Annotated in this window: 15 protein-coding genes and 3 tRNA genes; 10 read left to right on the top strand and 8 right to left on the bottom strand. The window is 44.8% G+C overall.

Annotated features, from left to right (window positions below; translation table 11 throughout):
• Nucleotides 1-165: 165 nt before the first annotated feature.
• From dmpG to FTV31_RS04865, 5 genes are all read right to left on the bottom strand, one after another.
• Nucleotides 166-1,185: a 4-hydroxy-2-oxovalerate aldolase gene (gene dmpG / locus FTV31_RS04885; protein ID WP_180013359.1), complete on the bottom strand. Its 1,020-nt coding sequence runs from the start codon at nt 1,183-1,185 to the stop codon at nt 166-168.
• Nucleotides 1,186-1,196: 11 nt separating this feature from the next.
• Nucleotides 1,197-2,093 (bottom strand): acetaldehyde dehydrogenase (acetylating), encoded by an 897-nt coding sequence (locus FTV31_RS04880; RefSeq protein WP_180013357.1) that lies wholly within the window; start codon nt 2,091-2,093, stop codon nt 1,197-1,199.
• Between the two features lie 22 nt (nt 2,094-2,115).
• Nucleotides 2,116-2,913 carry a 2-keto-4-pentenoate hydratase gene (locus FTV31_RS04875; RefSeq protein ID WP_004781809.1) on the bottom strand — a complete coding sequence of 266 codons (798 nt, stop codon included), beginning with the start codon at nt 2,911-2,913 and terminating at the stop codon, nt 2,116-2,118.
• A 408-nt stretch (nt 2,914-3,321) separates the two neighbouring features.
• Complete coding sequence (locus tag FTV31_RS04870; RefSeq protein ID WP_180013355.1) at nt 3,322-3,990, bottom strand: HAD-IA family hydrolase; 669 nt, start codon at nt 3,988-3,990, stop codon at nt 3,322-3,324.
• A gap of 331 nt (nt 3,991-4,321) precedes the next feature.
• Complete coding sequence (locus tag FTV31_RS04865) at nt 4,322-5,290, bottom strand: RluA family pseudouridine synthase (protein ID WP_180013353.1); 969 nt, start codon at nt 5,288-5,290, stop codon at nt 4,322-4,324.
• Between the two features lie 769 nt (nt 5,291-6,059).
• Here FTV31_RS04865 and FTV31_RS04860 point away from each other — a divergent pair.
• From FTV31_RS04860 to FTV31_RS04840, 5 genes are all read left to right on the top strand, one after another.
• On the top strand, nt 6,060-9,491 hold the full coding sequence (locus tag FTV31_RS04860) for an Rne/Rng family ribonuclease (RefSeq protein ID WP_180013351.1): 3,432 nt from the start codon (nt 6,060-6,062) through the stop codon (nt 9,489-9,491).
• 173 nt (nt 9,492-9,664) lie between these two features.
• Nucleotides 9,665-11,506 carry a long-chain-acyl-CoA synthetase gene (locus FTV31_RS04855; protein WP_180013350.1) on the top strand — a complete coding sequence of 614 codons (1,842 nt, stop codon included), beginning with the start codon at nt 9,665-9,667 and terminating at the stop codon, nt 11,504-11,506.
• A gap of 197 nt (nt 11,507-11,703) precedes the next feature.
• Nucleotides 11,704-11,779: transfer RNA gene (locus FTV31_RS04850), tRNA-Lys, on the top strand.
• Between the two features lie 21 nt (nt 11,780-11,800).
• Nucleotides 11,801-11,876, top strand: a tRNA-Lys gene (locus tag FTV31_RS04845).
• Nucleotides 11,877-11,933: 57 nt separating this feature from the next.
• Nucleotides 11,934-12,009: transfer RNA gene (locus FTV31_RS04840), tRNA-Lys, on the top strand.
• Between the two features lie 158 nt (nt 12,010-12,167).
• Here the strand turns inward: FTV31_RS04840 and FTV31_RS04835 are convergent.
• Nucleotides 12,168-12,854 (bottom strand): hypothetical protein, encoded by a 687-nt coding sequence (locus FTV31_RS04835; RefSeq protein WP_180013348.1) that lies wholly within the window; start codon nt 12,852-12,854, stop codon nt 12,168-12,170.
• 251 nt (nt 12,855-13,105) lie between these two features.
• On the opposite strand from FTV31_RS04835, the gene FTV31_RS04830 reads away from it, so the two are divergent.
• From FTV31_RS04830 to FTV31_RS04820, 3 genes are all read left to right on the top strand, one after another.
• Nucleotides 13,106-13,378, top strand: coding sequence for a PspC domain-containing protein (locus FTV31_RS04830; RefSeq protein ID WP_034169835.1), 273 nt, complete (start codon nt 13,106-13,108; stop codon nt 13,376-13,378).
• 180 nt (nt 13,379-13,558) lie between these two features.
• Nucleotides 13,559-14,341 carry a sulfite exporter TauE/SafE family protein gene (locus FTV31_RS04825; protein ID WP_180013346.1) on the top strand — a complete coding sequence of 261 codons (783 nt, stop codon included), beginning with the start codon at nt 13,559-13,561 and terminating at the stop codon, nt 14,339-14,341.
• 84 nt (nt 14,342-14,425) lie between these two features.
• Nucleotides 14,426-15,835 (top strand): DASS family sodium-coupled anion symporter, encoded by a 1,410-nt coding sequence (locus FTV31_RS04820; protein WP_166138077.1) that lies wholly within the window; start codon nt 14,426-14,428, stop codon nt 15,833-15,835.
• Between the two features lie 71 nt (nt 15,836-15,906).
• Here the strand turns inward: FTV31_RS04820 and FTV31_RS04815 are convergent, their stop codons facing one another.
• Entirely contained in the window at nt 15,907-17,016 is a 1,110-nt protein-coding gene (locus FTV31_RS04815) for an HPP family protein (protein ID WP_180013344.1), read from the bottom strand.
• 198 nt (nt 17,017-17,214) lie between these two features.
• Entirely contained in the window at nt 17,215-18,042 is an 828-nt protein-coding gene (locus FTV31_RS04810; protein ID WP_180013342.1) for a transglutaminase family protein, read from the bottom strand.
• Nucleotides 18,043-18,356: 314 nt separating this feature from the next.
• On the opposite strand from FTV31_RS04810, the gene glyQ reads away from it, so the two are divergent.
• The gene (glyQ, locus tag FTV31_RS04805) at nt 18,357-19,346 is read left to right on the top strand and encodes a glycine--tRNA ligase subunit alpha (protein WP_180013340.1); all 990 of its coding nucleotides are present in this window, start codon (nt 18,357-18,359) and stop codon (nt 19,344-19,346) included.
• Nucleotides 19,346-21,415 (top strand): glycine--tRNA ligase subunit beta, encoded by a 2,070-nt coding sequence (gene glyS / locus FTV31_RS04800; protein ID WP_180013338.1) that lies wholly within the window; start codon nt 19,346-19,348, stop codon nt 21,413-21,415. The genes glyQ and glyS overlap by 1 nt, the downstream gene beginning before the upstream one ends.
• Nucleotides 21,416-21,460 lie beyond the last annotated feature (45 nt).

Raw genomic sequence — 21,460 nt, 5'->3', positions numbered from 1 at the left:
AATAATTCAAGTGAATTTGTTTGAAAGAAGAACTTTAAAAGCTTTATTTTCACCCGATAAAATACCCATAAAACAAGAGGAAGCTCATTTGAGCTTCCTCTTGTGAAAAATTGTGGGACAGCAATGCCCTTTCGGACGCTTTTTTTAAAATTTAGCTTTTAACTATTAAGCTTGAAGCTCTTTCGCTTTAGACATAGTCAATGCTAAATCTTCAATCATATCTTCCTGACCACCAACGGTACCACGACGACCAAGCTCAAGCAGAATTTCACGAGCAGATACGCCATATTTCGCTTCAGCACGTTTAGCGAACAGCAGGAATGAAGAGTAAACGCCAGCATAACCTAGAGTTGCAGCGTCACGGTCTGCACGGATCTGGTGTGTCATCATTGGGATGATCAGATCTTCTGCAACGTCTTGTACTTTGAACAGGTCAACGCCAGTTTCCATTTGCATACGGTTTGCAACCGCAACAAACAGTTCAAGTGGCGTATTACCTGCACCAGCACCCAGACCGGCAGATGCCAAGTCAACACGTGTTGCACCCGCTTGTACAGCAGAAACAGAGTTCGCAACACCCATACCCAAGTTATGGTGACCATGGAAACCGATTTCGATATCTGAACCTAAGTTAGCACGTAAGATACCAACACGGTCAGTCACGTCTTGCGGAAGCATATAACCCGCAGAGTCAGTCACATAGATACAGTTTGCACCGTATGACACCATTTTTTGCGCTTCTTCAAGCAATTTTTCTGGAGAAGCCATGTGAGCCATCATCAGGAAGCCCAAAGTGTCCATACCCAGTTTACGAGCAGCAGTAATGTGCTGTTCAGAAACGTCTGCTTCAGTAGAGTGAGTTGCAACACGAATAGTTGCCACACCTACATCATGCGCCATTTTCAGGTGATCAACCGTACCAATACCAGGAAGTAAAAGTGCAGAAACTTTTGCTTGTTTCAGGTTTGGAATCACTGCTTTCAGGTATTCTTCATCAGTTGCAGCCGCGAAACCGTAGTTCACAGAGTTACCGCCAAGGCCGTCACCGTGTGTTACCTCGATTAAAGGTACACCTGCATCATCCAGAGCAGTTGCAATCGCAACCATTTGCTCAGGTGTAGTTTGATGGCGCATTGGATGCATACCATCACGTAAAGTCATATCATTAATAATAATCTTAGACATGAAGGTGCTCCTTAAGCTTCAACTGCATTTAAAACACGTTCTGCGAACATTTCTGCGGTACGTGCAGCTGCTGCAGTCATAATGTCGAGGTTACCTGCATATTTAGGCAGGAAGTCACCCAGACCTTCAACTTCAAGGAAGATCGATACGCGGTTGCCATCAAATACTGGACCATTCACCAGTTTGTAACCTGGTACGTATTTTTGAACCTCGAGGATCATCGCATGTACAGATTCAGTGATCGCTGCCTGATCTGGCTCACCTTCTACTAGACAGTGAACAGTGTCACGCATCATCAGTGGTGGCTCAGCAGGGTTAATAATGATGATCGCTTTACCTTGTTTCGCGCCACCCACTTTCTCAATCGCACCAGCAGTAGTACGGGTGAATTCGTCGATGTTTTTACGCGTACCAGGACCGACTGATTTAGTCGATACAGTCGCGATAATTTCGCCATAGTTCACAGGCTGAACGCGAGAAATCGCAGCAACCATAGGAATAGTTGCCTGACCGCCACAAGTCACCATGTTAACGTTTGGCACTTCGCCTTGTTCAAGCAATGCTTCAAGGTTCACTGGTGGTACGCAGTAAGGACCGATTGCAGCAGGTGTTAAGTCAATCATTAACACGCCAAGTTCGTTCAGCTTGCGGCTGTTTTCAGCATGTACATAAGCAGAAGTTGCATCAAATGCAATTTTGATATCGTCTTCGATTACATGAGGAAGCAAACCTTCTACGCCTTCAGCCGTAGTTTTTAAACCCATTTTCGCTGCACGCGCCAGACCTTCAGAAGTCGGGTCGATCCCCACCATCCATACTGGTTCTAACCATTCGCTGCGTTGCAGTTTATAAAGCAAATCAGTACCAATATTACCTGGACCGATCAATGCACATTTAATCTTTTTCATGAATGTACTCTCTTGTATTCCCTTATTCAGCAGCAAAAGCAGCTGTTACTGAACCAAAGCCTTCAATTTCAACTTTGAATTCGTCGCCCGGCTGAGCCACAACCATTGGACCTAAAGCACCAGTCAAAATAATGTCGCCTTTTAATAATGGGCGACCACGACGTACCATTTCATCAGCCAGCCATACAGCAGCATTTAATGGGTTTGCCAGACATGCTTTACCTACGCCTTGAGAAACGACTTCGTCGCCACGTGTCATAACCATCTTGCAGTTCACAAGATCAAGGTTTTCCAGTTTGACCGGTTTAGAGCCCAGAACGAATGCAGCAGAAGATGCGTTATCAGCTACGGTATCAATCAGGCTGATTTTCCAGTTTTCGATGCGGCTATCGACCACTTCTACAGCAGGAAGTGCATAGTCAGTTGCACTAATGATGTCTGCATAAGTGTGTTTTGCTTTAGTCAGATCTTCTTTGATGACCAATGCGATTTCAGCTTCAACTTTCGGTTGAATCAGCAAACCTGCAGGGATTGCTTCACCATCGCCATAGGCCATGTCGGCAAACAACATACCGAAGTCAGGCTGATCTACGCCAAGCTGTGCTTGAACCACTTTCGATGTCAAACCAATTTTACGACCTACCAGACGGCGACCTTCCGCCAGAGCACGCTCGGTATTTACTTCCTGAACGGCATAGGCAATATCTACGTCAGCACTTTCACCACCAAGTTCCGGGCGAATCGGTGCGATCGCAGTTTTTGAGAGTTCAGCAGTACGTAATGCTTGTGCAACTGATTCAACAACAGCAGAATTCGACATCAATGTTTCCTTAAACTGCAAAAATGAGGCTTATGCCGAGAACTAAGACAGGCAAAATGTTTTGACCTGATCATTTCGATCATTCCAATAAACAATTGCGCCTAGTACGGGCATATGAATAAACAGTTTTAGGATGGGAAAAATATGACGTGAATGCCAATAGTTATTTTATTTTTTGCAATAGCTATTATCTATAAATTAAATTTATAAAAATCAATTAAAAACATAATCTTATAATTATGAATTAAGTTATATCCAACTAAATAACTCAACAATCATGACAGAACAAAACTACTATAATCACAACTTTAGACTAAAAGATAAGACCAGTTGTTCAAATCTACAGCATTGATCCGCATCTTCCGTTTCAGAAAATGCCGGATCTTGAATAATGACTAAGATACTGAATTAAATGGCTTCTTTCCATTGGACTTTAGCCAATAAAAAGTCATGCAAACTGCTGACATCCTTCACAATCGACAGTGGATTAAACAGTGCCAAAGTTTCCGGTGTATGGACGCCATAAGTCACGCCTACACTTGGCATGGCAATATTCATCGCCATTTCCAGGTCATAAGATGTATCCCCCACCATAATCGCTTCATGCGCACTAATACCAGTTTCAGCCAGAATTTCAGCTAGCATTAAAGGATCTGGTTTAGAGCGGGTTTCGCTTGCAGCACGAGTCGCATGAAATAGATCCATACTCTTGGTTTGCTTTAATACTCGGTCTAAACCTTTACGACTTTTACCTGTCGCCACTGCTAGTTTGATGCCTTCTTCTTTTAAGGCATAGAGCATTTCAGACACGCCCTCAAACCAGGCATCATTCACTGAATTCGCTACATAATGATCTGAATAAGCCTGTAAAATATCGGCATGTAATTCTGGCACAGTTGGGAATAGTCGTTGGGCTACTTCCGGCAAACCTAATCCGATAATGCTTTTCGCATCTGCATCAGTTAAAGGTTGCTGAAACTGCTGCGCGGCAAACTGCAGGCTCGAGACGATTTGCCCCACTGAATCAAATAAAGTGCCATCCCAATCAAAAATGACCAGTTTTAGAGGTGAATTCATATAAGGTTCCTAGTATTTGATTCAGTGTCTTTAAGCCCTCTCCTTCTAGGAGAGGGTTTGGGAGAGGTGAGTTAAATTAATTCCCCACCACAATTAACATCAGTGAGCAGCTGTTTTCGTATAGGTATTATCTACTTTTCAAGGATGAAAAGTAGCAAAAATCCTTTGTTACTCTGATGGCACGTCCCTGTGCCACAGACTAACAGCGCCATCCATGTCGCCTTTCATTAATTTAGAAATTGTCTTGAATCGTCTTTATACTGTTTTTAATAAAGAGAAGGACTTTTTCCACTCAAGTAAAGCAAGATAAGACTCATTAAAAAGCTAAAAATTACTCGTCATCTTCCGCAGGTGTTACCACCTTATCCGCCTTTTGTGCACGAAGCTGTGCCACCAAGCTCTGCATATCTTCAGGCAACGGTGCTTCAATCGTCGGATAGCCTGGAATTTCCAGACGCATCGCATGCAAACATAAACGGCGTGGTTTTGGTCCACGATATTCAGTCTCGTGACCATATTTCTCATCACCCACTAACGGATGACCAATGCTGAGACCATGTACACGAATCTGATGGGTACGACCAGACAATGGAGAAGCATACACCAGTGTCGCATGCATAAAACGCTCTGCCACATTCCACTGGGTTTTAGACTCTTTGCCTTCTTTAGAGACACGGACACGGCGCTCACCATTAGAAAGTTCATAACGATGCAAAGGTGCATCAATGAGTTGCTTATCTAGCGTTACCTGCCCTTTCACGACAGCGGCATAAGTTTTTTTAATCTTATGTTCACGTAATAAATCTTGTAGCGTTTTTAAGGTACTGCGCTTTTTCGAGATCATCACCAGACCCGATGTATCACGGTCAATACGGTGAATCAATTCCAGGTATTTTTTACCTGTTGCAGCACGTAGGCCTTCAATCAGGCCATACGCCACACCGCTACCGCCATGCACAGCAATACCCGATGGTTTATTGACAACCATCAAGCCTTCATCTTCATATACCACACGTGACAGAAGACCTTGAGCCACCTTGTCCGAAATCGGCGCTTCTGATTCATCTTTTTGTTCATAACGAATAGGTGCCACACGAATCTGGTCGCCAATCGCCAGTTTGGTTTCGGCCTTAATGCGTTTTTTATTGACGCGAACCTGTCCTTCACGAATCAGACGATAAATCCGACTTTTAGGCACCCCTTTCAGACGACTGAACAAGAAATTATCGATTCGCTGTCCATCTTGATGTTCATCCACTTCAAACCAAGTGATGCTTTGCCATTGTTGTGTAGAATTCATACAGTTACTATGACCCAAAAATTACTAAAATTGATTAAAAACTGATCACTTAGGTTATGCTTTACACAAGAAACATAAGCTTAGCCCATAGGCAGATGATGCAAGGTTTGATATAGTCAGCGCACGGAAACCATCGTTTGTGAGTAAAAGTTGAAGCATTTCAGATTTCTCTGAACTTGATTATTCAATTAAAGACTCACATGATACGGGAAGGTCTCAAAAGAATTATGCCGACGCCGAAGGCTTATTATATCGGCAAACAAAGCAAACTGTTGCGTTTAATTGTACCTCAGGTACATAAATCAGTTTGTCTGAAAAAATATGTCGCCAACCTAGTTGGTTTTTAAACGTAAACTGATACACATCAGATTAGTCGCACCCTGAAGACGACTTCAGGCTACAGCGTTTGATGCATTGGATCTGCACAGTTTGTAAAGATACGACGACAATTCCGTATCAAGACACTTTCTATAAAGAAGGGATGATCTTCGAGCAATGTGACAGTGAAAGTTACTCACATCTAATGCACCGCTTGTCCGCCAGTGAAACGTTCAGGTGACTTTAATCGTTTAAAGATTGAAGCCGTATTGCCATCATCAATACGTGAATCAAAATACCGAAGCTGATCTATATTCAAGTAGACGCCGGGAATAAAAGACTCAGACCACAATGCCAAGCATTGGAGATCTGAGCCATTGATCCGTGATGTGTGATGTTCGCTACGTGAATAGCGATTTTTTGCTGTGTATCACTATAAGGTGTTACACCCATGAAACGTATGTTGATTAATGCAACACATGCCGAAGAAATTCGCGTTGCACTTGTCACTGGTCAGCGTCTTTACGATTTCGATTTAGAGAATCGTACCCGTGAACAAAAAAAATCTAATATCTATAAAGGTCACGTGACTCGCGTTGAACCTTCTTTAGAAGCTGTATTCGTTGAATACGGTGCAGGTCGCCAAGGCTTCCTGTCTATGCGTGAAATCGCAAACTCTTATTACAAAGCCGATCCTCGCCAAACTTCAAATATCCGTGAACTGATTACTGAAGGCACTGAACTTCTGGTTCAGGTGGAAAAAGAAGAGCGCGGCAATAAAGGCGCTGCCCTTTCTACTTTCATTTCACTTGCTGGTCGTTATCTGGTTCTGATGCCAAACAACCCGAAAGGTGGCGGTATCAGCCGTCAAATTTCCGGTTCAGTGCGTGAAGAACTGAAAGAAATGCTGGCCTCTTTAAACGTGCCACGTGGTATGAGCGTCATTGTTCGTACAGCAGGCATTGGCCGTTCTCAAGAAGAATTACAGCTTGATCTGCAACATTTACTAGACCTTTGGGCACAAATCCAAAGCACTGCAAATTCAGGTCCATCACCTATGCTAGTCCATCAGGAAGCAGGTGTGGTAACTCGTGCGATCCGTGATTACCTGCGTGATGATGTAGCAGAAATCCTGATTGACTCTGAGCAAGCCTATAACGAAGCCTATAACTTCGTTAAGGCAGTAATGCCGCTTCAGTTAGATAAACTGAAAACTTATACATTGAATGAGCCTTTGTTTGCGCATTTCGGTATCGAAAGCCAGATTCAAACTGCTTATGAACGTGAAGTAAAACTGCCTTCAGGCGGTTCGATCGTGATCGACCAAACTGAAGCTTTAGTTTCAATCGATATTAACTCAGCAAAATCAACTCGTGGTCAGGACGTTGAAGATACAGCGTTAAATACCAACCTTGAAGCTGCTGAAGAAATTGCTCGCCAATTACGTTTACGTGATATCGGTGGCTTAGTTGTCATCGACTTCATCGACATGACCAAAGACCGCAACCAGCGTATGGTAGAAGCGAAACTGCGTGAAGCAACGCAAAGCGACCGTGCACGTATCCAGTTCGGTCAACTGTCTCGTTTCGGCCTGATGGAAATGAGCCGTCAACGTCTGCGTCCTTCACTAGAAGAAGCGACTGGCTATGTCTGCCCACGCTGTCATGGTACCGGTATGGTTCGTGACCTGCGTTCTCTATCCCTTTCAATCATGCGTAAAGTAGAAGAAATCGCGCTACGTGAACGTCATGGTGAAGTTCAGGTTGAAGTACCAGTAGAAATTGCAGCATTCATGCTAAATGAAAAACGTCACAGTCTGGTATATCTGGAACAAACTTCAAATACACGCGTAACTGTACTTCCACATCCACACTTGGAAACACCTCATTACGAAATTTCGTATAACCCTGAAGGTTTCGCACCAACCAGCTATGAACGCACTGAAGCAACCCGTTCAAGTGAAAAAGAACTGGGTTATGAGTCTTCTGAGTGGCATTTAGAAGAAGAACATACGCATACCGCTGCACCAGCACCTGCTCAGCAGCAAAACAACGGCAAAAACAATAAACGCCGCAATAACCAGAATCAGCAAAACGTACAGCAAGCACCTGCTGCACAACAGGCACCTGCTCAAGTTGCCGCACCTGCTGCCAGCCCATGTGCATGGTTAGAAAACCTGTTTGTACAAAAACAGGCAACTACTGTTGATCAATCTCGCACAGCGAACAATGCTGCTGCTGCTATTGAACAGATGGTGAATGGCGGTGCAGTGAGCCGTGGCCAGTTCGGCCAGGTTGCTCCTGTAACACCAGCAGTATCTGCACAGCCAGCAGCTGTTGCAGCACCAGCAACTACCGGCAATGCTTATCTGGCGCCATCGACTGTAGTCCATAAACCAGAGCGTGATCAGTCTGAAAAAGCTGAACGTGAAGAGAAATCACAGCGTCATAACAAGAAAGCACGTAGCAACAAGCACAAAGAGCCACGTGAACAGGCGCAGTCTGATAATGCATCACAACATCAGGTGCATGAAGAAGTGGTTCAGGTTTCTCGTCAGGAACAACGTCAGGAAGCGCGTGAAAACAAACGCAACTCTCGCCGTCAGCACCACAACGAGTCTGCACAGCAAAACGATGCTCACGGCAATGAGCAACAGCAAAACGTGCCACGTCGTGACCGTCGCAACCAGCAACGTCCAGAACGTCCAAATCGCCACCGCGATCCAAGTGTTCTGAATGAACATGCACCTCAAGCACCTGTTGCCGTTGAAGCTCCAGCAGTCAATGAAAAGCAAGTGCGTGTTGAACTGATCGATGCTCCTCGTAAAGAAGTGATGCCAACAGCAATGGTAGTAAATATTGACGAGGCGAAAAGCGAAATTGTGGCATTGAATGACACTGCTCCAATCGCAAAACCTGCTGTTGAAGTGACTGCCCCTGCTGATGCTCCTGTAGAAGCACCAGCTGCGGAAGAGTTCCTGGCTGAAGTGACTGCATCTGCTCCTGCAGAGAAAGCGCCTGAAGCTCCGTCATCATCAAAACAGCGTGCCAGCAATGACCCACGTCAACGTCGTCGCGACCGCCGTGCTGCACAAGGCCAACAGACGAAAACTCAGCAATTGACACCGTCACAGGTGCCAACACTTGGCCAATACACCATTGGTAGCCTGATTCGCCATGTTTATGGTGAAGACTGTTCAGTCCTGATTGAACAGTTCGGTCTGTTGCCAACGTTTAACCGTGCATTGCAAAAGTTCACGCAGGAATATAATGCGACTTTAGCAACGGTTTCGACCGCGACCACAGAGAAAAAACCTGTCACTCGTGATGTAGAAGTCAGCAAAGCGCAGCCTGAAGCAGAACCTGCTCCTGTGCTGGATTTAACTCCGCCTGCACCAGTTTCAGAGAAACGTGTGGCGAATGATCCACGTGAGCGTCGTCGTCTCGCCAAACTGGCTGCCGAGCAAGCATTACAGCAGGCTAAACAGCAAGCACAAGCTGAAGCAGAATCTACTGCGGCTGAACCTGCTGCAGAAGCAACGGCTCCAGCGGAAGAAGCGAAAGCTGAAAGTGCTGAAGCTGCACCTGCTGAAGCTCCGGTAGCTGCAGTAGAAAGTGCTGATACAACTGAAGCGACTCAAACTCCTGAGCCAGCTGCGGAAGCATCTGTAGAAACTGCGAAAGCTGAACAGGCTCCCGCTGAAGAAGTCACTGAAACAACTACAGTTGAAGTAACTCCAGCAGAAAGCGAAGCTACGCCTACCGAAACTCCGGAAGCCGATAAAGCTGAAGAAGCTGTAGCAAAAGCTGAAAAACCGGCTGCCCGCCCACGTCGTCCACGTGGCCGTCCACCGAAAAAAACCAATACTGCAACTGAGTCATAATTCGCCCAATTGCAGTTAACTAAAAAACCTAGTCATTTCAGTGGCTAGGTTTTTTTTGCTAGATTTTGTCAGAATAGGTTGATTACTCTAGTTTCAACACGCTAAAAGATGGCTATCATCCATTTATTGCATATAAATTAAACGCATTGGATACGAAAAATAATAGGACGCCCATGACCCAGACGAACCAACCCGATCTTATTGGCATTGCAGATGTCGCAGCCAAAATCCCTGCCTTCATCAGTAAGGTCCCTAATCTGCTGAACGGACTGCGACAGGCTTATTTACGTACTCCCAATACGCCCGCAGGCCTGGGTTTAGCTTTTGAAAAAGCAACACAGCGTAATTCTGAAGGTATTGCATTACGTTTTGAGGATCAGTCCTATACCTATGCCCACCTAAATGGCTGGGCGAACCAGATCGCACATTTCTACCTCTCTCTCGGTGCACAGAAAGGTGATGTGGTGGCCGTGATGGTCGAGAACCGTCCGGAGTTCATTGCCAGTGTGATTGGCCTGGCCAAGCTGGGCATCACGATTGCACTCGTGAATACTTCTCAGGTCGGCAAAGTCCTGACACATAGTATTAATCTGGTGAAACCGATTGCGGTCATTGTCGGTGAAGAGTGTCGTGCTGCTATTGATGAAATCCGTCATGATCTCAATATTGCCGCTGACCGTTTTCACTGGTTTGCCGATCAGAACACACAAGAAAATGCCGGACAGGCACCTGAAGGTTTTATTAACCTGGCAGAGCAGATTGACCAGTTCCCGAAATTTAATACACCGACTACGCATTCGGTACAGGGCAAAGACGGCCTGTTCTATATCTATACTTCAGGCACCACTGGCTTACCTAAAGCGGTGGTCTTTACCAATAGCCGCTGGACACTCGCCTATGGCACCTATGGCCATGTCCTGAACCTGAATAAAGATGATGTGATGTACTGCACCCTGCCGCTTTATCATGCCACAGGCATTGTGGTGTGCTGGTGTGGGGTGATTGCCGGAAGCAGTACTTTTGCCATCCGCCGCAAGTTTTCCACCTCTTCTTTCTGGAAAGATGTCAAAAAATTTGATGCTTCTGCGATTGGTTATGTGGGTGAACTTTGCCGCTACCTGATGGATGCGCCACCGTCTGAACTGGAAAAAGGCCATCGCGTTACCAAGATGATTGGTAATGGCATGCGCCCGAATATCTGGGATAAATTCAAATCCCGTTTTGGCATCAAGGAAGTACTGGAACTGTATGCCTCAAGTGAAGGTAATGTCGGTTTCAGCAATGTCTTTAACTTTGACAATACTGTCGGTTTCTCACCAACGCCTTATGCTATTATCGAATTTGATAAAGATAAAAATGAGCCTGTGCGTGATGCCAAAGGTCGCTGCAAACGGGTAAAAAAAGGTGAAACCGGTTTATTGATTGGTAAAATTACCCGTCGTTCCCCTTTCGATGGCTATACCGATCCGGAAAAGAACAAGGCGGTCATCATGCATGACGTGTTCAGCAAAGGTGATTCCTACTTCAATACCGGCGATCTGGTACGTAATATCGGTTTCCGTCATGCCCAGTTTGTCGACCGTCTCGGTGATACCTTCCGCTGGAAAGGTGAAAATGTTTCAACGACTGAAGTCGAAAACATGCTGACTGAGTATGACAGAATTATCGAAGCTGTGGTTTATGGCGTAGAAATTCCGAATACCAATGGCCGTGCCGGTATGGCTGCGATTACCCTGCAATCGGGAAGCACCCTGGATGAGCAAGACCTGAAAAATATGGTCAGCACCTTTAAACGCTGTCTGCCTGCATATGCAGTTCCAGTTTTTCTGCGCATTCAAGAACAGGTAGAAACGACCGGTACCTTCAAGTATCAGAAAAACAAACTGAAAGAACAGGCTTTTGACCCAAACAAAACCGATGAACGCTTGCTGGTTTTATTGCCAGGCAGCGATGCGTATTGTGAGCTGACTCAAGAAATTTTTGAGAACATTCAAGCCTATCAATATCGTTTCTAAGTGCTGAAGTTGCCTATTTTTTGTTTAGATAAAGCAGAATTGTTGTATTTATAATCAAACATAGGCAACTTTGTTATTTTTTACTTGCGCTGCAATGAGATCTTGCTACAATACGCTCCATCAAACAAAGTGGTGCTTTCAGAACTCTTTAGTTTCTTTTGCACTGCACAATTAAGCCTTGCTTAATTGTTGGTTCAGGGCCGTTAGCTCAGTTGGTAGAGCAGTGGACTTTTAATCCATTGGTCCCGCGTTCGAGTCGCGGACGGCCCACCATTAAATTTGATATCCCCTGATGGGCCGTTAGCTCAGTTGGTAGAGCAGTGGACTTTTAATCCATTGGTCCCGCGTTCGAGTCGCGGACGGCCCACCATCATTTCTAAAATCTCTTTTTAGAAAATTCAATCAAAGCTACTTTGATTACCCGAATGGGCCGTTAGCTCAGTTGGTAGAGCAGTGGACTTTTAATCCATTGGTCCCGCGTTCGAGTCGCGGACGGCCCACCATTCTCCCCCTCTATATTCATCTTCTTCTTTTAATATTCTTATAATACTTCCTATATATTCAGTTCATTCTTTTTATTTAAGCGCAGTTCATCCCGACAATTTTAGAATCGCCATTTTCATTTATGCTGTTTTTAAATTTTTTAGAAACTTTATCGCTTTTATTCAGTGATTTTAAATTCAGAATCTTTGACCAGCTCATACGCTTTAGAAGGTGCAGGATAACCCTGATCAAATAACTGCTGGTTTGCCCGTTCTTTTTCGTCATAAATTTTTTCCAGATTCATGACCAGATGCGTTGGGCTTTTAATCATATAGTAGAACTTTGCTCCTTCTTTACGGTCCACGATCAGTTCAGTTTGTTCAGGATTAATTGTCCAGCGGTCCTTACGATAAGTCACATTGCTTTCGGTCTGAACCTGTCTGGAATTATTCACAAAGACTTTGCCATAATGCACGATACTGCGATGCACTGTACCATCTGGCAATAAAGTCAAAATAAACACCGATTTCCCTTCCGTACAAGGCGCAAACCGCCCGTCACAATCAATCTGGGTAAGATAACGCCCGACATAGCTTTTGGCATAATCCGGTACAGGTTTAGGATCGACATTTGGTTCTACAGGCAATGCATTATAGGTTGCAGTCTGGGTGAGCGATTTAGCATTACGGGTGTCATAACTTTCATTGGCGGCGGAGATGACTACGCCATCTTGTGCCAAAGTTTTCGTAGTATCAGGTAAGGGTTTGCTTTGATGGTCATCACAGGCAATCAGTCCTGCAACACTTCCCAGCACAAATCCAAGCCGGCATAAACCACTTAAATGATGCGATACATTCGATTTCATTTTAAAAATATACCTGAAGGGGTGCACATCTATATAGGCAGACGACTCACTGAAAACTTATAAATTTTAATAATGAATTCAATGGAATTTTTATGATCTTAGTGATTTTTTAAGGATTATTTAATCTCCCGTAACATTACTTAACGAATTTATTTTCAATAGATACTTTAAATATTCAGATAAAACTCCATTCTTATAAATATGAGTCATTTTTTAGACTCAACCTTATTTTTTTCTATCAGGAGACTTGGATGGCCAATGTTGGTTTATATCGCTCTAACCGCTCAAACATGATTGCAGGTGTAATGGGTGGTATTGCTGAACGTTTTGGTTGGAACGCAAATTTATTACGCCTGATCTTTGTGATTATTTCAGTCATGAGTGCCGCCTTCCCGGGTATTCTGGTTTATCTGGTGCTATGGCTAGTGATGCCAAAAAAAAATTCTATGCCTGATTATGCCGCGAGTAGAACTGATTATGAACGTCCTGTACGCACCGTGAATCAGGATAAAGACTACCGATAAAATCGTTTCCTCTTTCACCTAAATATTCATATGGTGAAATTTTTATGCCACGGTCCTTCCCCCAAAAGATCGTGGTTTTTTTTGCCTGATTTTTAGGTTTTGGTCTTATTACCATTTTATGCTTTACCCTACTCGCCTATTCAGGATAAGTTGATACTTTCTACTTGAAATGGATTTCAGATGACGCAGGCAGAATGGATTGTGCTTTGGCTGTGTGCGATCGCGGCATTACTGCATGGGGTCAGTGGTTTTGGCTTTCCTATGCTGAGTACGGCTGCCTTATCCAGTGAATATGCCTTAAGTACAGCAGTCACCTTAGTGATCCTCCCCTGCCTGTTATTGAATCTTTGGATGCTCAATAGTGATCCAAAACATAGCCTATTGCAGAGCATTCGCTATTATGCCTCACGCTATTGGCCACTCATGTTAAGCAGCTTGGTCGGTAGTGTGCTGGGGGTCAAATTACTCATCTGGATCAATGAAGGCTATCTTAAATTATTGCTGGGTCTGGTGATTATCTTTTATGTGCTGGATCAGTTACGCTCTACTCCGCTTCGGGTCAGTAGCAGCCAGCTCAGTATGCTGGGATTCGGTTTACTGGCCGGCATGATTGGAGGTGCAACCAATGCCATGGCACCCTTTCTGATGATGTATCTGCTTAGCTGCCAGCTCTCCAAAACTGATATTGTGATTATCAGTAATCTTAACTTTATTGCCAGCAAACTGGTGCAGTTGACCTTACTTTTCCCGATTCTCATTTCTTTGCAAACTCATCAACGGCATATCCTGCTCGGCATCACATTATTTGCACTCATCGGCGTCTGGCTGGGTGGAAAAATACGGCATCGACTTTCCCAGCAACATTTCAAATATCTGGTGCTGTTTTTTCTATTTGGACTGGGGATTTACGCACTTTGGCAAAGTGTGGGATTATTACAACAATCTACTATACTGTTTAAATAATATCTTTTTTAATCAAAACACATATTCACTTTTATAAGAATTTCAAAAACGCTTTTAAATAAAAAAGTTGAGCAAGGAGGTTGTATGAACGACCCTTTACGCACCCCGACTAATGCCATGCCAAAAGGAATTCGCAAGGGCTGGATTTTAATTGTGATCGCTGCCGTGATCTCTTATGGCTTGTATCATATTTTACCCTATGACGAAAATGCCAATAAGGGATTGGCCCTACTGACCTTTATCGCCATTCTATGGCTGACCGAAGCCCTGCATATTACGATTACAGCCCTACTCATACCGGTACTGGCGGTTGTATTGAGTATGCCGATGGCAGATGGTGATGAACTGGTACCGATTAGCATGCAGGCAGCACTCGCTACCTTTGCCGATCCCGTGATTTTCCTGTTTTTTGGTGGTTTTGCTTTGGCTACGGCGCTGCATATCCAGAAACTGGACAAGAAGATTGCCACATGGATTATCTCGCTCTCCGGTGGACATCTCGGTGCTTCGGTACTGGCTATCTTTTTAGTAACTGCTGCCCTGTCGATGTGGATTTCCAATACCGCCACCGCAGCTATGATGTTGCCTCTGGCGCTGGGTTTACTTGCGCATCTGGATGCCGAAAAAGAACGTAAAACCTTTGTATTTATTCTGCTCGGGATTGCCTATTCAGCCAGTATTGGTGGCTTGGGCACCATCGTCGGTTCTCCACCGAATGCGATTGCAGCCAAAGCCCTCGGTTATGACTTCGCTGACTGGATGAAAGTCGGCCTACCAATGATGTTCATCATCCTGCCAGCAATGTTGATCAGTCTGTATCTGGTGCTGCGTCCAAAGCTGAATCATAAGGTGAATTTTGTCACCGAAAATATTCCCTGGACCACCACCCGTATTGCGACGATGGTGTTGTTTCTCTGTACGGCGATGGCCTGGATTTTCAGTAAAAAATTGACTGAAAATTTTGGTATTTCACAGCCCGATACCTGGATCGCGATTCTGGCAGCCTGTCTGGTGGTGATTTTAGGTACTGCTACATGGAAACAGGTTGCTGAAAATACCGATTGGGGCGTGCTCTATCTGTTTGGTGGCGGCTTGACCTTAAGTGCTGTCTTGAAGGATTCAGGCAGTTCTCTGGTTTTAGGTCAAACACTGGCAAATGCTTTCGGTGACTCCTCGCCTCTCGTAATTATCTTCGTTGTGGCAACCTTCATCATCTTCCTGACTGAATTTACCAGTAATACTGCCTCAGCTGCCTTACTGGTTCCGGTCTTTGCCGCCATTGCCGACCAGATGGGTATGCCTAAAGAGATTCTGGTGATTGTGATCGGGATTGGGGCTTCTTGTGCCTTCATGCTACCTGTGGCGACACCACCGAATGCGATTGTGTTTGGTACTGGCCATATTCAACAAAGTGAAATGATGAAAGTCGGCTTTGTCCTGAATATCATGTGTATTTTCTTGGTTTCCCTGTTTATTTACTGGTTCTTTATCTAAGTTGAGATAAATCCAGATTCCAAATAAAAAAGCACCCAAGGGTGCTTTTTTCAGAACTATTCAAAACAGTTTTAAGCTCTCATTTTAAAATGGTTCAGTTCCTGATTCAGGGCGGCAATCATATCCGCGCGGCTGATAATTCCGACCAGACGCTGCTCACTCACTACCGGAATATAGTTAAAGGAACGCTCCACAAAATAGGGCACCAGATCCTGAATCGGCTGCAATGGCTGCACAGTGACCACTTTGCGGGTCATAATATGTTTGACTTGATGTTCCCAGCTGCTGCGCACATCTGCAGCACGTTTAAACCATTCTACCACCTGATACATGGCCAGCGTTCCCACCAGCTTGCCTTCCGCATTAACCACCGGCAGGCTCATCAGGTTCATTTCTTTAAATTTATCCAGTGCATGCTGAATATTATCATTAGCATGCAGGGTCACCACGTCTTTAGTCATAATGTCCTGACAGGTAAACTGGTTGACCGCACGGGCATTGGCTCGGTCCTGCGCTTCCAGAATAATCTTTTGCAGGTCATATTCACTAATGTCCAGCAGCTCGGTTTGCTGATCTAGTACTTCCTGAATATCTTGCGGCTGAATAGTGACTTTCTGGGTCGGGGTCGGATCTTTGGAACGGGTATTCAATTGCGCCTGCTGCGGATAACGCTTGCCAATCATTCGATTAAAGACGATCGCAATTACCATCAATAAGATCGAATTCAGCAGCACCGGATAGAAAACGAAAGCATAGCCGAGTTCATGCACCGCATTGCCGCCGAGTACCGCGGTAATAGCCACAGCACCACTCGGTGGATGCAGGGAATCGGTGGTCATCATCAGGATAATAGCCAAAGCTACCGCTAGACTAAAAGCTTCCGTCGGACTGGCAATAAACAAGGCACAGGTCACACCCACTACCGCAGCAATAGTATTACCTACCAGAATATTCCAGGGCTGTGCCAAGGGACTGGCCGGAACTGCAAACAGCAGCACAGATGAGGCCCCCATCGGCGCAATATACCAGGCTTCAAAATCACCCAGAATCCATAAACTCAGTAATGATGATACCGTGAGACCCAGTAGTGCCCCAATACCGCAGAGTAAACGGTCCTTGAGTGGAAGAACTTTAAAATTCGGTTTTAAGGTATTGAGCCAGTCGAGATTGGAATGGAACACGGCGCGCCTGATTTTAATGTTTACAGATTTTGCGCATTATAAAACTAGTCGCTTTAAAGATGTATTTATTTTATATCTTTTAATTACACTTAAATGGATGCTGTTTAAAAAGCTAAGTCACACACCAGAGAAAAACCATCCATCTAGTCCTATTTTACTATTCAATCTCTCATAGGATTTTCAATAAGATCATTCATGTCAGGTGATTTTAGTCTCAGCTTCGCTATGAGAACCAGATTTAATCAGAGGTTCGATTTTGAGCAGCTCGACCTGACCATAATAGGTTGAAAATGCTACATCTCCGGCATCTACCCCAGTACCAATGCGAATCAGCTCGTCGACCGGGGCTAAACGGGTCGGATCAAACTGCACCCACCCTCCTTCCAGATAGGCTTCAAAAATGGCATGAAAATCGGGTAAAAATTTTTCAATTTCCACATAACCGACCACCATGCGTGCCGGAATTCCTAAAGCACGACACAGCGCAATGCTCAAATGAGCAAAGTCACGGCATACACCTGCCCGGTGGACCAGCACATCTGTCGCAGTCGTAAACTGGTCAGAACAGCCAGAGACATAAGAAATATTGTTATAAATCCACTGTTCAATGGCTTTTACACGCGTATAGCCGGGCGTCATCCAGCCAAATGAGCGCTTCGCCATTTCTAATAATAAATCTGAATTGCAATAGCGGCTGGCCAGCAAATAAGGTAGTACCTCATCCGGCAGATCTGGGATTTTGACTTCATTCAGATTTTGCCTCAGATCAATCGGAATGCTCGGCTGACGGGTAACTGTCGCGCTATAGTTCAGTTCAAATGCCTCACAGGGTTCGAGTTGCAACCGGATATGACGGTTTTGATGCTGAGCATCCTGAAATTCATGCCACTTGACCGACATATTCATAGTGAGCTGTTCTCCGAGAATATTCTGATCGGGATGATGGGCGACCTGAACCATAAAAATAAATTCGGTAGGTTGCACAATCTTGTATTTTAAATGGCACTGAATTTGGTAAGTGGTCATGAAGTTCCTTATTATTAGGCATTATTATATTGTGTGAAGATTAAACTAATTCTAAGACCGCAATCGTATGAGATCAGTTTAACTTTATCGCGCTTCAGTGAACAGGATGCTATACATCTGATTTATTCCTGATTTTTGGATCTCATCCCATTGCTATTCCAGCATAAAATTTCAGCAAAGCCGCGCAAAATCTGGCATGAATGAAGACCATTTTAATTTTTTCCAAAATATTTTCAGCGTATTAACCCTTTGCCACTCCCCTGTAAAATCCTTATAATCAAGCACAATTTTTCTCTAATTTTAAGTGGATGACCATGAGTCGCGCCATATCGCATATTGATACCTTCCAAGGCTTAATTCTTGCCTTACAAAACTACTGGGCGGAGCAAGGCTGCGTCGTGTTACAGCCTTACGACATGGAAATGGGTGCAGGGACATTCCACACTGCAACTTTCCTTCGTGCGTTAGGTCCCGAAACCTGGAATGCTGCTTATGTTCAACCATCACGTCGTCCGAAAGATGGTCGTTATGGTGAGAACCCGAACCGTCTGCAACATTATTACCAGTTCCAGGTTGTGCTTAAGCCAAACCCGGACAACATCCAGCAGCTTTACCTAGATTCTTTAAAGGCAATCGGTATTGATCCTTTAGTTCACGACATCCGTTTCGTGGAAGATAACTGGGAATCTCCAACACTGGGCGCATGGGGTCTAGGCTGGGAAGTTTGGCTGAACGGCATGGAAGTGACTCAGTTCACTTACTTCCAGCAAGTCGGTGGTGTTGAATGCTACCCAGTAACCGGTGAAATCACTTATGGTCTGGAACGTCTGGCGATGTATCTGCAAGGTGTAGACTCAGTTTACGATCTGGTTTGGACCAAAGGTCAGTTCGGTACTGTGACGTATGGCGATGTGTTCCATCAAAATGAAGTAGAACAATCGACTTATAACTTCGAATATGCACCAGTAGAAAAAATGTTCGAACTGTTCGATTTCTACGAAGCTGAGGCGACCCGTTTAATCGAAGCTGAACTGCCATTACCTGCTTATGAACAAGTGATTAAAGCATCACACAGCTTTAACCTGTTAGATGCGCGTGGCGCGATCTCTGTGACTGAACGTCAGCGTTATATTCTGCGTGTGCGTACTTTGGCACGTTCAATTGCGACCAGTTATGTAGCAGCACGTGCGAAACTTGGTTTCCCAATGGCAGAACCTCACCTACGTGACGAAGTCCTGGCTCAGCTTAAAGCTCAAGTAGAAGCAGAAGCGACTCAAGCAGAAAAATCAGCGGAGAACAAATAATGTCTAAACATACAGTTTTATTTGAACTTGGCTGTGAAGAACTTCCTCCAAAAAGCCTGAAAAAATTACGTGATGCTTTAAAAGCTGAAACTGAAAAAGGCTTAAAAGATGCGGGTCTGGCTTTCGATGCGATCGAAGCTTATGCAGCGCCACGTCGTCTGGCACTTAAAATCGTAAATGTTGATGCTGCTCAAGCGGATACGCAAAAACGTTTTGACGGTCCTGCTGTGCAAGCGGCTTATGATGCTGAAGGCAAACCAACCAAAGCACTTGAAGGCTTTATGCGCGGTCAAGGCATTACGGTTGATCAGGTTTCTACTTTCCAGGCCGGTAAAGTTGAAAAAGTCTGCTACCTGAAAGATGTGAAAGGCCAAAGTCTGGACGTTTTACTGCCACAAATCCTGCAACATGCTCTGGATCAATTGCCAATCGCAAAACGTATGCGTTCTGCAGCTAGCCGTACTGAATTCGTTCGTCCGGTGAAATGGGTGGTGTTGTTAAAAGACAGCAATGTGATTGATGCAACCATTCAGGATCACAAAGCAGGCAACGTGACTTATGGTCATCGTTTCCATGCGCCTGAAGCGATTATTCTGGCCAATGCAGATGCTTATCTGGATGCCCTGCGCGCTGCGAAAGTGATTGCGTCTTTTGAAGAGCGTCAAGCAATCATCGATCAGCAAGTCAAAGCACTGGCTGATGAAGTGAATGCGATTGCCATTGTTCCTGCTGATCTTCGCGACGAGGTCACTGCTCTGGTTGAATGGCCGGTTGCATTACGTGCTAGCTTTGAAGAACGCTTCCTTACTGTTCCTCAAGAAGCATTGATCACGACTATGCAGGACAACCAGAAGTACTTCTGCTTGGTGAATGCTGAAAACAAATTACAGCCTTACTTCATTACCGTTTCAAATATTGAGTCTAAAGATCCAACTCAAATTATTGAAGGTAACGAGAAAGTAGTTCGCCCGCGTCTGTCTGATGCTGAGTTCTTCTTCCTGCAAGACCAGAAACAACCGCTTGCGTCTCGTAAAGAGAAACTGGCAAACATGGTATTCCAGGCACAACTGGGTACTTTGTGGAACAAGTCTGAACGTATTGCCAAACTGGCTGTCGCACTTGCTCCGATTACAGGTGCAAAAGCTGAAGATGCTGAAAAAGCGGCTCTTCTCGCTAAATGTGACTTAACTTCTGAGCTAGTGGGTGAATTCCCAGAACTTCAAGGCATCGCGGGTACTTACTACGCGCGTCTTGAAGGTGAAAATGATGAAGTGGCTGAATCTTTAGGTGAGCAGTATTTACCTAAATTTGCTGGTGACGTTCTACCGAAAACCAAAACTGGTACAACGATTGCGCTTGCGGATCGTTTAGATACCCTGACTGGTATTTTCGGTATCGGTCAGGCACCTACAGGTTCTAAAGACCCGTTTGCACTGCGTCGTTCTGCAATTGGTATCCTGCGTCTGGTGACTGAAAATGAGCTTGATGTATCCATCGAAGACCTGATTAAGCTGGCTCTAGCTGCTTATGGTGATGTCTTGAAAGACCACGACAAGACTTTGGCAGATGCAGTTGCATTCCTGGAAGGCCGTTACCGTGCGAAATACGAAGACCAAGGCGTTGATGTTGACGTGATCCAAGCTGTTCAAGCATTGTCACCAAAATCACCTCTTGATTTTGACAAGCGTGTAAATGCCGTTAATCACTTCCGTGCCTTGCCTGAAGCGGCTGCTCTTGCTGCTGCGAACAAGCGTGTTGCCAACATTCTTGCCAAAGAAGCTGCACCTGAAGGGGCTGTGGTTGAAGCAAATCTGGTGGAAGATGCTGAAAAAGCATTATTCGCTGAACTTGCGAAAATCGCACCAGTGGTTGAGCCGCTATTTGCTTCTAAAGATTATACTGCTGCATTGTCTGCATTGGCTGCCCTACGTGCGCCAGTAGATGCGTTCTTTGATGGTGTCATGGTGATGGCTGATGATGCTGAACTAAAAGCAAACCGTTTACGTCTGCTTGCTCAACTACGTGATCTGTTCACTAAAGTTGCGGATATTTCAGTGCTTCAACACTAAAACCTAATTGGTTGTAAAATACACGAAACCCCGCTATAAATTAGT

The sequence above is a fragment of the Acinetobacter sp. YH16031 genome (assembly GCF_013417335.1).
Classification (GTDB): domain Bacteria; phylum Pseudomonadota; class Gammaproteobacteria; order Pseudomonadales; family Moraxellaceae; genus Acinetobacter.
The sequence above is the reverse complement of the archived record's forward strand: the minus strand, read 5'-3'. Positions and strand labels throughout refer to the sequence as shown.